Origin of the sequence: Pseudofrankia coriaricola (genome assembly GCF_001854805.1) — a bacterium.
In the GTDB taxonomy this organism is placed as follows: domain Bacteria; phylum Actinomycetota; class Actinomycetes; order Frankiales; family Frankiaceae; genus Pseudofrankia.
Genome location: NZ_MBLO01000225.1, coordinates 44,245 through 57,373, shown reverse-complemented (window position 1 = coordinate 57,373; position 13,129 = coordinate 44,245). Strand labels below are relative to the sequence as shown.

The following is a 13,129-nucleotide window of genomic DNA, read 5'->3' as shown; positions in this document are numbered from 1 at the left end:
CTCTTGGGCGTGGTTTCGGGGCTGAGGTGCATGGCCGGGGCCGGCGTGGGACGGGGTCGGTGTGTTGCTGGGTTGGCGGTGCGCCAATGCGCTGTCACCGGCTATGGCCGGGTTGCGTGGGTAGGTTGCAGGGAGGGGCGCGCGGGCCGCTGCGGAGCGCGGCGCCGTGTCATGAGCGGGAAGACCCCGTGGAGCAATAGCGTCACGGAGTGCGTCGTGACCCCGTGAAGGAGCTTCTGTGGCGAACAGGCTGGCTGACCAGACGTCCCCCTATCTGCTGCAGCACGCCGACAACCCGGTCGACTGGTGGCCGTGGGAGCCGGCGGCGTTCGCCGAGGCGGCCGGCCGCCAGGTCCCGGTGCTGCTGTCGGTCGGATATGCGTCCTGCCACTGGTGCCACGTCATGGCGCACGAGTCGTTCGAGGACGAGACCACCGCGGCCTACATGAACGACCATTTCGTCAGTATCAAGGTCGACCGGGAGGAGCGCCCGGACGTCGACTCGGTGTACATGGACGTCACGGTGGCGCTGACCGGGCATGGCGGCTGGCCGATGACGGTGTTCCTGACCCCGACGGGTGAGCCGTTCTTCGCCGGCACCTATTTTCCGCCGACGGCCCGGCCAGGGATGGGCTCGTTCCGCCAGGTCCTCTCGGCGGTGTCGTCCGCCTGGGACACCCGCCGCGAGGAGATCGAGTCCTCCGGAGCGGACATCGCCCGCAAGCTCGCCGAGGCCGCCGAGGCGCCCATCGCCAGCGGCCGCGGCCCGGCCGTCCGGCTGGACGGCGAGCTGCTCGACACGGCGGTCGACCAGCTCGCCGCCCGGTTCGACCCACGCCACGGCGGCTTCGGCGGCGCGCCGAAGTTCCCACCGTCGATGGTCGCCGAGCTCCTCCTGCGCCACCACGCCCGCACCGGCAACGAGCGCTCGCTCGACATGGTCGCCCTCACCTGCGAACGGATGGCCCGCGGCGGGATCTACGACCAGCTCACCGGCGGATTCGCCCGCTACAGCGTCGACGCGACGTGGACCGTCCCGCACTTCGAGAAAATGCTCTACGACAACGCCCAGCTGCTGAGGATCTACCTGCATCTGTGGCGGGCGACCGGCGACCCGCTCGCCGCGCGGGTGGTCCGCGAGACGGCCGCCTTCCTGCTCGCCGATCTGCGGACCCCGCAGGGCGGCTTCTCCTCCGCGCTGGACGCCGACGCGGTACCGCCCACGGACGCGCACGGCGACGACGGCGCGGTGTCCTCGCCGGGCGGATCGGCCGACGCGGCCACGCCGGCGCACGGCCACGCCCATCAGCCGGTCGAGGGGGCGAGCTACGTGTGGACGCCCGCGCAGTTGGCCGCCGCGCTCGACCCGGACGACGCCGCCTGGGCGGCCAGGCTGTTCGAGGTCACCGATATGGGCACCTTCGAGCACGGGTCGTCCGTGCTCGCCCTGCCGGCGGACCCCGACGACGCCGACCGGTTCGCCCGGGTGCGGGCCGCGCTCGCGGCCACGAGAGCCGCCCGCCCGCAGCCCGCGCGCGACGACAAGGTGGTGGCCAGCTGGAACGGCCTGGCGATCGCCGCGCTCGCCGAGGCGGGCGCGCTGTTCGAGGAGCCGGAGTGGGTCGCGGCCGCGGAGCGCGCGGCGGTGCTGCTGCGCGACGTGCACGTCGTCGACGGCCGGCTGCGCCGCACCAGCAGGGAGGGCCGCGTGGGCCCGAACGTGGGTGTGCTCGAGGACTACGGCAACGTCGCCGACGGCTTTCTCGCGCTGCACCAGGTGACCGGCGCGCTCGAGTGGCTGGAGCTGGCCGGCCAGCTGCTCGACGTCGCCCGAGCCCGCTTCCGCGCCGCGGACGGCGGCTTCTACGACACCGCCGACGACGCGCCGACGCTGCTGCGCCGGCCCCGCGAGATCTCCGACTCGGCGACGCCGTCGGGCCAGTCGGCGTTCGCCGGCGCGCTGCTCACGTACGCCGCGCTCACCGGTTCGGCCGGGCACCGTGAGGACGCCGAGGCCACGATCGGCCTGCTCGCACCGTTGCTCGGCCGGGACGCCCGGTTCGCCGGACATGCGGGCGCGGTCGCGGAGGCGCTGCTCGCCGGCCCGCCCGAGGTCGCCGTCGTCGGCCGGCCCGACCTGGAACGGCTCGCGCGGCTCGGCACCACTCCCGGCACGGTCGTGGTGACGGCCGGCCCCCTCACCGCCGACCGGCCCGAGCCCGGCGTGTACGTCTGTCGGCACTTCGTCTGCGAGCGACCCGCGCGGACGGCCGACGAGGTCCGCCGGCTGCTGGGGGCGCGCCTGCCGGCCTGAGGCGTGCCTTGTGGCCGAGGCAGCTGGGGCGTGCCAGTACTGATACGCCGCCGCGGTCAGGGGCTGGGGCGCGTGGATGGCTGACCGGAATGGGGTCACCTTCCGGCTCGTCGCCTGAAGTCCGAGCGCATGAAACGCCGGGGTTCGGCCCGCTCAGGTGGTCCCTACGTCGCCGGGGTGGCCCGATACCGGTAACTGATACCGATAACTGCCTGTGATCGATCGAGGCGTGGGGGCCGAGTGGGTGATGATCGTCTTCTGCTGGGTATGAGCGGAGGGTGATAACGCGTCTTGCGAGTTCGTGCTGGACAGCGATCGCAGCGTGGTCGTGGAGTGACGGGACTCACGTCGCGGCAGCGCTTTCAACTGCATCGCGTGGGCGTCGAGGCGGCGACGTCGCGGCTTATGTTGGATGCGCAGGGTAGTGGTTTGCGTCCAATGTGGGCCGTCGCGGTGATGCTGTGCCATCTGCGTTACGGAAGGCGTCGGTGTACTTTCGCGACGTGTTCGGCAAAGTTGGTCGCCAACGCTCCTACCTGCGGCTACCGTGATGCCCTGACGTCTCAAGTCGTGGTCTGGCATTGGGCTGGACCGCTGGGAGGCCCCTACGTGCCGCAGTCGCGACAACGCCAGGAGGCCGGGACCCGGCCCCCTGTGGGGTCTATCCCGGACAACTCCGAGTAAGCGGGTGGGCGTGTGCCACGAACGCATGTCGTCGACACAAGCGTGCTGCTGTCTGACCCTCGCGCGCTGCTGCGATTCGCGGAGCACAACGTCGTGCTCCCCCTCGTTGTGATTGGGGAGCTGGAGGCCAAGCGAAACCACCCCGAACTGGGCTGGTTCGCCCGGGAGGCGCTGCGCATCCTGGACGACCTACGCATCAAGCATGGGCGGCTCGACCACCCGCTACCGCTGGAGACCGGCGGAACGCTGCGAGTAGAACTCAACCACACCGACCCGACGGTGCTGCCACCGGGGTTCCGAGTCGGCGACAACGACTCGCGCATCCTCTCCGTCGCGCTCAACCTGGCCGCGGACGGCGACGACGTGGTCCTCGTCACCAAGGACATGCCGCTGCGGGTCAAGGCCTCCGTGGTCGGCCTCGACGCCGAGGAGTACCGGGCGCTGCAGCCCGTCGACACCGGCTGGGGCGGAACGGCGGAGCTCGGGGTGAGCCAGGAGGACCTCGACCGGCTGTATGCGGGCGAGCACCTCACCCTCCCGGCCGCGGCCGAGCTGCCCTGCCACACGGGTCTGGTGCTGACCGCCGCCGGCGGCAGCGCCTCCGCGCTCGGCCGGGTCTGCTCGGACAAGTCGGTGAAGCTGGTGCGCGGCGACCGGGAGGCGTTCGGGCTGCACGGCCGCAGCGCCGAGCAGCGCGTCGCTCTCGACCTGCTGCTCGACCCGGAGATCGGGATCGTCTCCCTGGGAGGCCGGGCCGGCACCGGGAAGTCGGCGCTGGCATTGTGCGCCGGCCTTGAGGCGGTGATGGAGCGCCGGGCGCACCGCAAGGTCGTCGTCTTCCGCCCGCTCTACGCCGTCGGTGGTCAGGACCTCGGCTATCTGCCCGGCAGCGAGAACGAGAAGATGGCCCCCTGGGCGCAGGCTGTCTACGACACCCTCGGTGCGTTGGTGTCCGAGGACGTCATCGACCACGTCGTCGAACGCGGAATGCTCGAGGTGCTGCCGCTGACGCACATCCGCGGCCGCTCGCTGCACGACTCCTTCGTGATCGTCGACGAGGCGCAGTCGCTGGAGCGCGGCGTGCTGCTCACTGTGCTCTCCCGGCTGGGCGCGGGCTCCCGGGTGGTGCTCACGCACGACGTGGCGCAGCGTGACAACCTGCGAGTCGGCCGGCACGACGGCGTCGCGTCGGTGATCGAAACGCTGAAGGGCCACCCGCTGTTCGCGCACGTCACGCTCACCCGCTCCGAGCGCTCGCCCATCGCTGCCCTGGTCACGACGATGTTGGAGGACCTGGTCCTATAGGAAGACGCTTCGCCTGACGGCCCGATTCGGGCCCGCGGTGCATGACGGGGTGGCGGATCACGGGGACAGCCCTGATCCGCCACCCACTTCCGTTGTGCCGAGGGAACGACGCACCCTTTCACGCTGTTGTGCGGGGTGGAATCTCCAAGCCACCGGAGGTGGTGCGACATGTTGTTCGGACGGCGCGTGGCGACGATTGTCTCGCCGGAGAAGGCGCTGCCCGGGCACGAGCGGCGGCTGTTCGGGGTACCGGAGCTGCACGCGGTGCTGGGTACTCCACTCGAGGGCCCGTTCCCCGAGGGGCTCGAGGTCGCCGTGTTCGGCCTCGGCTGTTTCTGGGGCGCCGAGCGGAAGTTCTGGCAGACCCCGGGCGTCTACTCGACCGCGGTCGGCTACGCCGGCGGGTACTCGCCGAACCCGACCTATGAGGAGACCTGCTCCGGCCTGACCGGGCACACCGAGGTCGTACAGGTCGTCTTCGACCCGAGCGAGGTCAGCTACGAGAAGCTGCTGTCGGTCTTCTGGGAGGCGCACGACCCGACACAGGGACTGCGGCAGGGCAACGACGTCGGTAGTCAGTACCGCTCGGCGATCTACACGTACTCCGACGAGCAGGCCGCCGCGGCCGCGCGCGGCCGCGACGCCTACCAGCAGCGGCTGACGGCCGCCCGCCACGACCGGATCACCACCGAGATCGCTCCGGCCGGCCCGTTCTACTACGCCGAGGACTACCACCAGCAGTACCTGCACAAGGTCCCGAACGGCTACTGCGGCCTCGGCGGCACCGGCGTCTCCTGCCCGGTCGGCCTCGCGGCCTCGGAGGCCTGAGGGGGGTGGTGGTCAGACCGGGCGGTCTGACCACCACCGAGCGGCGTGGGACCGACGCCCTCTCAGCTGAGGCCGGTCGTGGTTCCGTTGCACATGTCGAGATAATTGTCAAATCAGTCTGGACGTGGGCTTTGCGTGCCCTGGTTTGGACTGTCTGACCCATCAGTAATGATCCAGTCATGCCGTCCAACGCTCACGAGGCGCTCCTCGTGATGATCCGAGCGGACCCGACGCTGCCCGACTGGATCCAAGCCCAGCTCGGCGACCGGGTCGCGCCCTACCGTCGCGCACGCCTGTCGGATCCCACGGTCCGTCCACGCATGTTCCAGGCGGACACCTTGATCGTGCTCTCCGATGAGGACGACGACCCGGCGCGGGCGACGGTCGTGGAGGTCCAAAGCGCCGCGGAACCTGGCAAGCTGGCGACCTGGAAGCTCTACTGTGCGCAGACGGAGGCAGAACTCACCAAGTCCATCAAGAAGAAGAAACCGGTCATGGTTCCCAGCACGCTGGTCGTCTTCTTCCCTCACCCGGCTGTCGCCGCCTGGTACCACGACGAGATCGCCCGGGATACCTCGGCGGTGCGGCTATACCCGCGGTTCGTCACCCCAGCTGACATCGACCTGATCGTCGACAGGACGGTGTCCACGACCCACCCCATGCGAGTGCTGTTCTCGGCCTTCTGTCATCGAGGCGAGGACGCCGTCGCCACGATGTTCGAAGCGCTGCTCGCCGTCCTCGACGGGTTGGAACGTGACCAGAAGCGCTTCTACGATGACGTGATAACTGGCGGGTTCTCTCCGGTGACCCACACACGATGGGAGCAGTACCTGATGACCACCGCCACTGGCCAGCGGTACCACAACGAGGTCTACAACAGGATCGACCGAGAGGCCGAGGCGCGGGGCGAGGCACGGGGCGAGGCGCGCGGCGAGGCACGCGGCGAGGCACGAGCGGTGCTGGCTGTACTTGAGGACCGCGGCCTAAAGGTGCCTGAGAGGCTCCGCGAGCAGGTGCTGGCCTGTAGCGACGCCGGCCAGCTCCGCCTGTGGCTGCGCCGCGCAATCACCGTGACCACCGCCGAGGACCTCACCCGCAGCTAGAACTCGCTACTGCCATTCGCGCTGAGGTCTCAGCGGGTTGGCCAGCGCTCTGACCGGCTGACGGCCAGGTCGTCGTGACCCGCTGCCGATGTCGGAAGGGTCAGGGCGGGCGGCGCAGGTCGAGAGTCCCGAGACCCATGATCAGGTTGCAGTACGCGGCCCGAGTGACCTGCCAGCCCGCCGGGGTGAGTACGGCCTCGCCGAAGGTGTCAGTGAACGGCTACTGCGGCCTCGGCGGCACCGGCGTCAGCTGCCGGTGGGCATGGTCTCTGCAGAGTCCTGACTCCCGCCAACAGGCATCGAGCAGTGTCACGTGGCGCATCGTCAGCGGCTGACCTGCGCCGCGGCGGCGCTCATCCTCTTCACCAGGCGGTTGGTGGACGGCACCGAGACGAACCCGTACTTGACGTAGAAGGAGATCGCCTGCTCGTCGATCGCGTCGACCACGATGAACCGCGCGGCGACGGTCCGAGCTGCCTCGACGATGCGGTCGACGGCGTCGGCGAGCAGTAGTCCACCGAACCCCTGGCCCTGGAGCGTCTTGTCCAGCGCCAGCTTCGCCAGCAGCACGGCGGGGATCTGCACGGGGTTCCCACGGCCCAACGCCCTCGGTAGATCGTCACGCATCAGGAGATGGGCCGCGATCGTGTAGTAGGCGACCACTCGTCCGTCGGCGGACCAGACAAAGGTTCGACCGGTTCGACGTGACTCCGTGGCAGGAGCATGGCGACGCAGCCAGTCGTCGAGCTCAGGCTGGCCGCTCTCGAAGTGGTCCGCGATGTGGCTGGCGCCCAGGGCCTCGCTGACGAATCGGCCCGCGGTCACCGTCGTTCGATGACGGAATCCAGCCGCGCGGCGGCGCGCGTCAACGCGTCGTTGGGCTCGGGCGGAGCGTCCAGAGAAGCCAGCAGCGCGTCGAAGAAGTCCACCGGTACTCGCGTGATGAGCTCGTGCTCCCGCAGCACCTCCACGGCGCGTTCCTCCGCGGCGGTCCGGGCGAAGTCCGACGCGGTCTGGTTCATGAGCGAGGCCGCGCGTTCTATCAGCTGCTTGAGCTCGGGCCGGACGCGGAACTCGAAGCGTCCGGAGGCCGCCGAGGCAACCATGGCTCCTCCGATCCTGGCGTCCGTACAAGTGTACGGACGTCCGTGCCGTCCGTCGATGCGGCCGCGCTCCCGAGTCACCCTCACGCCGTAGTCAGCCTCGGCGGCGGTGACCATCTGGTCGATCAGCTCGTCGGCCACGGTGCTTCTCCTGGGGTACAGATTGCCTGGTAGATCCTCTTGGGGGAGTATAAGTCATCACTGTCTTACCCATCACCATAGATCCGGGCCGTGTGGCACGGTTGGGCCGTAGCGGACTCGCCTCGCGGTGACCTGTCAGCCCGCGGCGTCGGCCAGGCGGCGTAGGACGTTCGCGAATCGGGTGGCGAGGTGGCGTTGGAGCATGGGGCCGACCGGGCCTGCCAGGCGTGGGAGGAGCGTCGCCGGGCGGCTGAATGCCCGGATGGTCAGCCACACGACGTCATCACTGTCCCGGGTGAGCACGAAGGATTCCTCGCCTGACTCGGGATGGCCCGGGAGCGTCCCGTAGGCGAAGCCAGCGCTGTCCGTGCCCGGGTCGTCGTCGACCCAGACGACCTGGCAAGGTGCGCTGATCCGCAGCGGTCCGAGCCCCAGCCGCGAGGTGACCGTCACGCTTGGCTCGGCTCTCGGCGCGGAGGCGAGTACCCGTAGCCCCGCTGCCTGATGCATCTGCCAGGTGAGCAGTGCGTCGGCCGCCGCGCGGAGACCGGCGGTGCCGGTGGCGACGGGCACGTGGTGAAGCAGGTGATGGTAGGTGGCGGGAAGGGACGCGTTCCTGGTCGCGCCGACCTCGTTATAGGTGAAGGCGCCGGAGCCGCTGGCCGCTGGCTCGGGGGTCTGGGTCGGCCGGCCGCGGTCGCGCCGGGCCGGATCGGCGTCATGCGGGTCGTCGGTTGTCATGGTGATGCCTTCGTGGGGGTCGCCGGTGTGGGGCGGTCGAGCGTGCGCCAGGCAAGCAGGGCGCAGACGGCGAAGCCGAGTGCGTTGGCGACGCCGTGCGTGGCGATCATCCAGGTGACCGAGAGGTGGGGAAGGCCCGCCGCTCGTCCCACCGCCCAGCTGAGCGCGAGCGCCATGCTGACGGGAAGCACCGCGCAGGAGATGACCATCAGCCAGCGCGTCAGACGGTCGCCGCGCGGCCGGATCCGACTCCAGGTGAGCCAGGCGGCCAGCCACAGGCCGGCCGTCAGGACCACGGCGCCGGCGAGTTCGACCCAGTCGGAGAGGAAGAAACCGGCGAGGACCACCAGGGTTCCGGCGGGAACCGACCAGGCGGCGGCCCCCGCTCGTGGATCGCCGGGCAGGGCTCGGCAGACGAGGGCGGCGATCAGCGCGGCGACGAAGCCGGCGTAGTGAAAGTGCGCGACCGTGAGCGTGAGAACGGTCGGCGAGAACCCGAAGAGCGGATAGCCCGCACGCGCGGCCACCAGCGCGCTGGACGCGATCATCGGTGCGACCAGCGCGCTCGCCATGGCCGCCCGGACCGGGACCGCCCACGCCGCCTGCCTCGCCGCCGTCGCTGGCCACGTTGTCGGAGCCGCTGGCCGCCGGACCGTCGTGCGTCGCGTGACCTCGGGCAGTGCCGCGAGCAGGGCAAGGGTTCCGGCGGCGTAGACGCCGGCGAGGGCGGCGGCCGCCGGGCCACGGGGGACGAGGAACGACGCCACGCCGGGGAAGGCGGTCAGCAGCCACCAGCGGCGGAGCGGGTCAAGGATGTCCAGGTCGAGCAGCCCGAGTCCCCACGGGACGACGACGAGCATGCCGATCAGGATCAGCAGGGCGAGCAGCCCGGCGCCGTACGGGCTCAGCCCCGTCGCCGCGGCGGCCGACGCGACCGGCGGGACGGGCGACGCGGGCACACGCGGCGTCGCGACGACAGACGTCATCATCGGCGCGAGCCCTTCAGACGCAGCTCGGACACCAGGGTGTGGAGGTCGTCCGCGACGGAGCGCAGCAGGGGGATTCGGGTCAGCGCGATCGACCGGGCGGTCAGTGGCGCGGCGGAGTCCACCAGCTGGCGGGTACGTGCCTGGCCGGGCGACGGGTCGTAGACCCAGAACAGGGTGATGCCGAGGTAGGCGAGCCAGAGCAGCTCCGGGAGATCCGGCGCCAGCGGGCCGCCCGGCGCCGTGGGCCGCGCGGTCCCGGAGGGACCGGCGGGGCCTTCGAGCGCGTCCCGGAACAGCCCTACCGCGGTGTCCCTGGCCGCGGCCGACTCCCGGCTGAACGGGCTGGCCGCCGCGGTCGGCGGGATGGCTACCTTGATGAACGAGCCGGCGAAGGAGTGGTACGGCGTCATCTCGTCGATTCCCGCGTGGATCACGCGGCGCAGCCGGTCCGCGAGGTCCGGTGACCGCAGCGCCTCGGCGGCTCGCTGGCGGTGTCCCGCCTGGATCGCGGCGTAGAACTCCTGGACCAGGTGCTCCTTCGAGTCGAAGTAGTAGTACGCGTTGCCCAGCGAGACACCGGCCGCCTTGGCGATGCCGCGCATCGTGGTCCGCTCGTAGCCCTGGTCTCGGAAGGAGGCCAGGGCCGTCTCGAGCACCAGCGCCCGGGTCGCGGCACCCCTGCCGGGGGGCAGCGCCCGGCCCGCGTCCCCGGTGTGCTTGCCGTTGCCGTTGCCGTCGTTGTGGGTGCCGTCGCTGTGATCGTGGGGCTTCCCGCTGTCGTGGCTGGCCACCGGACACCTTCCATGGGGCCGACAGAACCCGTCGACACCAACGCTAGCCCCGAAGTTGAACGTGTTCAACTCTCCTGGCGGATATGTGCAGGCCGGCAATCCGGGCGCCGTCGGCGGGGGCGCGCTGCTCCCGAACCGCGGACGGGGCTTCCCAGCGGCCTGCCGACCGACATCCCGTGGCTCGGATGTCCAGCCGCGCGGCGGCTCGCGACACCGTTCCAGCGACCAGTAAGCGCACCTCAGCCACACCTGGTGACAGCGCATCGGCGCAATGCCAACCCGACCACGTCGTCAGCCCGGCCCAAGCCCTACCACCGCCATATGCCAGGGCCCAACACCACGCGAGGAGGGCGCTCAGCGCCCGACACGGGGAGAGCGCGTCCAGCGCCTCGCCCCGACTGATCCTGATTTCGCTGGTTTCAGCGTCGGGTGAACGCTCGCTGGAGTGGCATTAGGCCGTCTCGCCGGTTGTCGTCAGGGTGTGGACGTCCTGGCCGACCTGGATGTCGGCGACGCTGCCCACGATGGCGGTCGGGCGGAAGGGGTAGCGCTCGATGTCGGCGCGGGCGGTGATGCCGGACAGGACGAGCACGGTGTCCATCCCGGCCTCGAGACCGGCGATCACGTCGGTGTCCATCCGGTCACCGATCATGACGGTGGTCTCGCTGTGCGCGGAGAGGCGGTTGAGGCCGGTGCGCATCATGAGCGGGTTGGGCTTGCCTACGTAGTAGGGATCGATTCCGGTGGCCTTGGTGATCATGGCGGCGACCGAGCCGGTCGCCGGCAACAGGCCCTCGGCGGAGGGGCCCGTCGGGTCAGGGTTCGTCGCGATGAACCGGGCGCCGTCGCGCACCAGCCGGATCGCCTTGGTGATCGTCTCGAAGCTGTACGTTCTGGTCTCGCCGAGCACGAAGTAGTCGGGCGAGCGGTCGGTGAGGACGTACCCGATCTCGTGCAGCGCCGTCGTCAGACCCGCCTCGCCGGCGACGTAGGCGGTCCCGCCGGGGCGCTGGGTGTCGAGGAACTTGGCGGTGGCCAGCGCCGACGTCCAGATCCGCTCGGCCGGGATGTCGAGGCCCGAGCCACGCAGCCGGGCCTGCAGGTCCCGGGCGGTGAACATCGAGTTGTTGGTCAGGACCAGGTAGCCAAGGCCGGCGGACGTGATCGAGGCGAGGAACCGGTCCGCGCCCGGGATGGGTTGCGCCTCGTGCACGAGGACGCCGTCCATGTCGATGAGGTAGTTCTCAATCACCCGAGTGCCCACGACTCCGGGATTCTGCCTTCAACGGCCAGGGGCCGCCGGCACCGGGTCGGCAGGCACGTCACCAGTCCCTTTGGCCGATCCGGTGTCCGACTCGTGGGGGCCATGTGGTGCGCTAGTGGCATGGCTGACAACCTGATCTTCCGGCTGCCGCCCACGTTCGAGACCGTCGAGCAGGAGCGCCAGCACCGCAAGGAGCGGCTCGCCGCCGCCCTGCGGATATTCGGCTGGTTCGGTTTCGAGGAGGGCGTCGCGGGCCACATCAGCGCGCGTGATCCGGAGCTCACCGATCACTTCTGGGTCAACCCGTTTGGCGTCTCGTTCTCCCACATCCGGGTGAGCGACCTGATCCTGGTCAACCAGGCCGGTGAGACGGTCGAGGGCCGCTACCCGGTGAACCCGGCCGCGTTCGCGATCCACTCCCAGATTCACCAGGCCCGGCCGGACGTCGTCGCCGCCGCGCACAGCCACTCGACCTACGGCCGGGCGCTGTCCACCCTCGGCCAGCTGCTCGAGCCCATCACGCAGGACGCGTGCGCCTTCTACGAGGACCATGGCCTGTTCGAGGAGTTCGGCGGCGTCGTGCTCGATCTTGACGAGGGCAAGCGGATCGCCGCGGCGCTCGGCGGCCACAAGGCCGTCATCCTCGCCAACCACGGCCTGCTGACCGTGGGCGACACGGTCGACACGGCCGCGTGGTGGTTCATCACGATGGAGCGTTCGGCGCAGGTGCAGCTGCTGGCGAAGGCCGCGGGCACGGTGACGCACATCGCCCACGAGAACGCCCGGCTCACTCACGATCTCAACGGGAACCCTCTCACCGGCTGGCTGAACTTCCAGCCCCTGTGGGACCAGATCACCCGGCGCGAGCCCGACCTGCTCGAGTAGCCGCGCCGCTCACCGCCCACATCAGCCCGGACTGCGCCAACGCCCCTGCCACGGGCGCGCGGCTCCGTCCCACCGGAGCATCACCGAACCCATGAATCCTGGAACGGTGGCAAAACGCCCGGCGTGGGACGGGACGGCGCTGGGCTCGGCGGGACAACGTGGTCCCCGAGCTGTGCGTCTGTCCTAAGGGTGGCCGACTCCCGGGCCGGCGCTGGCGCGGTCGGGGCATGGTCGCGACCTTCGGCGAGGCCGAGGGGCATGCGGTGGGTCTGATAGCAAGGAGCCGGGGTGGCGGGGCGGCGCAAGGAGTATCGGACCTGGGACGAGTTCAGCGCCTCCGAACGGCGCCGAGGGCTGACGATCCTGGGCGGGGCTGGGCTCGTCGCCGTGGTCGCCGTGGTCGGCGTCTACGGCGGTACGGGCGGCGGTGGCACGCCGGTCGGTGCCCCGCCCCCGGCGATGAGCGCCGCCGCGGTTGTCGAGTCACCGGCCGGCACCGATCCCGACCTCGACGAGTGGTACGCCGCGATTGACGGCTATCGAAAGGACATCGGCCTGGCGGAGGCAGACGTTCGCAAGGCGATCGCCGAGGCCAACGGGATGGCGCTCCAACCGGCGTGCGCCCTGCTGGAGACGCACGCGGCCGCGGCCGGCAGCGCGGGCGTCGCGACGCCGGCCGGCGACGCGGGCCAGGCGTGGACGGATGGCCTGAGCGCGTTCAAGCAGGCCACGCGGTCGTGCGCGCAGCTCTTCGACGGCACCCAGGTCCCCCCGACCACGCTGCTGAACGACACCAGCACCTCGCTGGACGCCGCCGACTCGGCCTGGACGGGGCTGGCGTCGCCCAGCACCCAGGTCGCGGTCGCCGCGGGGTCGGAAGACCCATCGGCACCGACCGCGTCCGCGGCCGCGGGCTAGCCCCAGGCTGAGGCCGACCCCAGCCTGGGCCGGCCCCTCGGGCACGAGAACGGCACGAGAACG

General features: G+C 70.7%; 12 protein-coding genes. 6 read left to right on the top strand and 6 right to left on the bottom strand.

From position 1 onward, the window contains the following. The first annotated feature begins 238 nt into the window (after nucleotides 1–238). The 4 genes from BCD48_RS28290 (at nucleotide 239) to BCD48_RS28275 (ending at nucleotide 6,234) form a co-directional block, all read left to right on the top strand. Nucleotides 239–2,314 (top strand): thioredoxin domain-containing protein, encoded by a 2,076-nt coding sequence (locus BCD48_RS28290; RefSeq protein WP_071051429.1) that lies wholly within the window; start codon nucleotides 239–241, stop codon nucleotides 2,312–2,314. Between the two features lie 696 nt (nucleotides 2,315–3,010). Further along, a complete protein-coding gene (phoH2, locus tag BCD48_RS28285) occupies nucleotides 3,011–4,303 on the top strand; it encodes an RNA 5'-3' helicase PhoH2 (protein WP_071051428.1) in 1,293 nt (430 codons plus the stop codon). Between the two features lie 168 nt (nucleotides 4,304–4,471). Continuing rightward, the gene (gene msrA, locus BCD48_RS28280) at nucleotides 4,472–5,131 is read left to right on the top strand and encodes a peptide-methionine (S)-S-oxide reductase MsrA (protein ID WP_071051427.1); all 660 of its coding nucleotides are present in this window, start codon (nucleotides 4,472–4,474) and stop codon (nucleotides 5,129–5,131) included. Nucleotides 5,132–5,310: 179 nt separating this feature from the next. Further along, on the top strand, nucleotides 5,311–6,234 hold the full coding sequence (locus BCD48_RS28275) for a hypothetical protein (protein WP_071051426.1): 924 nt from the start codon (nucleotides 5,311–5,313) through the stop codon (nucleotides 6,232–6,234). Nucleotides 6,235–6,558: 324 nt separating this feature from the next. On the opposite strand, the gene BCD48_RS28270 is transcribed toward BCD48_RS28275, so the two are convergent. The 6 genes from BCD48_RS28270 to BCD48_RS28245 form a co-directional block, all read right to left on the bottom strand. After that, the gene (locus tag BCD48_RS28270; RefSeq protein WP_071051425.1) at nucleotides 6,559–7,059 is read right to left on the bottom strand and encodes a GNAT family N-acetyltransferase; all 501 of its coding nucleotides are present in this window, start codon (nucleotides 7,057–7,059) and stop codon (nucleotides 6,559–6,561) included. After that, nucleotides 7,056–7,478: a type II toxin-antitoxin system TacA family antitoxin gene (locus BCD48_RS28265; RefSeq protein ID WP_198543428.1), complete on the bottom strand. Its 423-nt coding sequence runs from the start codon at nucleotides 7,476–7,478 to the stop codon at nucleotides 7,056–7,058. The genes BCD48_RS28270 and BCD48_RS28265 overlap by 4 nt, the downstream gene beginning before the upstream one ends. Before the next feature lie 135 nt (nucleotides 7,479–7,613). Then, on the bottom strand, nucleotides 7,614–8,219 hold the full coding sequence (locus BCD48_RS28260) for a DUF1990 domain-containing protein (RefSeq protein ID WP_083419317.1): 606 nt from the start codon (nucleotides 8,217–8,219) through the stop codon (nucleotides 7,614–7,616). Beyond that, nucleotides 8,216–9,208: a YndJ family protein gene (locus BCD48_RS28255; protein WP_198543427.1), complete on the bottom strand. Its 993-nt coding sequence runs from the start codon at nucleotides 9,206–9,208 to the stop codon at nucleotides 8,216–8,218. Before BCD48_RS28255 ends, BCD48_RS28260 begins: the two co-directional genes overlap by 4 nt. Further along, the gene (locus BCD48_RS28250; RefSeq protein WP_083419316.1) at nucleotides 9,205–9,999 is read right to left on the bottom strand and encodes a TetR/AcrR family transcriptional regulator; all 795 of its coding nucleotides are present in this window, start codon (nucleotides 9,997–9,999) and stop codon (nucleotides 9,205–9,207) included. The genes BCD48_RS28255 and BCD48_RS28250 overlap by 4 nt, the downstream gene beginning before the upstream one ends. Nucleotides 10,000–10,450: 451 nt before the next feature. Beyond that, on the bottom strand, nucleotides 10,451–11,263 hold the full coding sequence (locus tag BCD48_RS28245; protein WP_198543426.1) for an HAD-IIA family hydrolase: 813 nt from the start codon (nucleotides 11,261–11,263) through the stop codon (nucleotides 10,451–10,453). 120 nt (nucleotides 11,264–11,383) lie between these two features. On the opposite strand from BCD48_RS28245, the gene BCD48_RS28240 reads away from it, so the two are divergent. After that, nucleotides 11,384–12,148 (top strand): class II aldolase/adducin family protein, encoded by a 765-nt coding sequence (locus BCD48_RS28240; protein ID WP_116271696.1) that lies wholly within the window; start codon nucleotides 11,384–11,386, stop codon nucleotides 12,146–12,148. A gap of 288 nt (nucleotides 12,149–12,436) precedes the next feature. Then, a complete protein-coding gene (locus tag BCD48_RS28235) occupies nucleotides 12,437–13,066 on the top strand; it encodes a hypothetical protein (protein ID WP_071051423.1) in 630 nt (209 codons plus the stop codon). Nucleotides 13,067–13,129 lie beyond the last annotated feature (63 nt).

What these genes read in the sequence shown, in the direction of transcription:
- msrA (WP_071051427.1), top strand. Translation starts at nt 4,472, where the DNA reads ATGTTGTTCGGACGGCGCGTGGCGACGATTGTCTCGCCGGAGAAGGCG.
- BCD48_RS28275 (WP_071051426.1), top strand. Translation starts at nt 5,311, where the DNA reads ATGCCGTCCAACGCTCACGAGGCGCTCCTCGTGATGATCCGAGCGGAC.
- BCD48_RS28260 (WP_083419317.1), bottom strand. Translation starts at nt 8,219, where the DNA reads ATGACAACCGACGACCCGCATGACGCCGATCCGGCCCGGCGCGACCGC.
- BCD48_RS28255 (WP_198543427.1), bottom strand. Translation starts at nt 9,208, where the DNA reads ATGATGACGTCTGTCGTCGCGACGCCGCGTGTGCCCGCGTCGCCCGTC.
- BCD48_RS28240 (WP_116271696.1), top strand. Translation starts at nt 11,384, where the DNA reads ATGGCTGACAACCTGATCTTCCGGCTGCCGCCCACGTTCGAGACCGTC.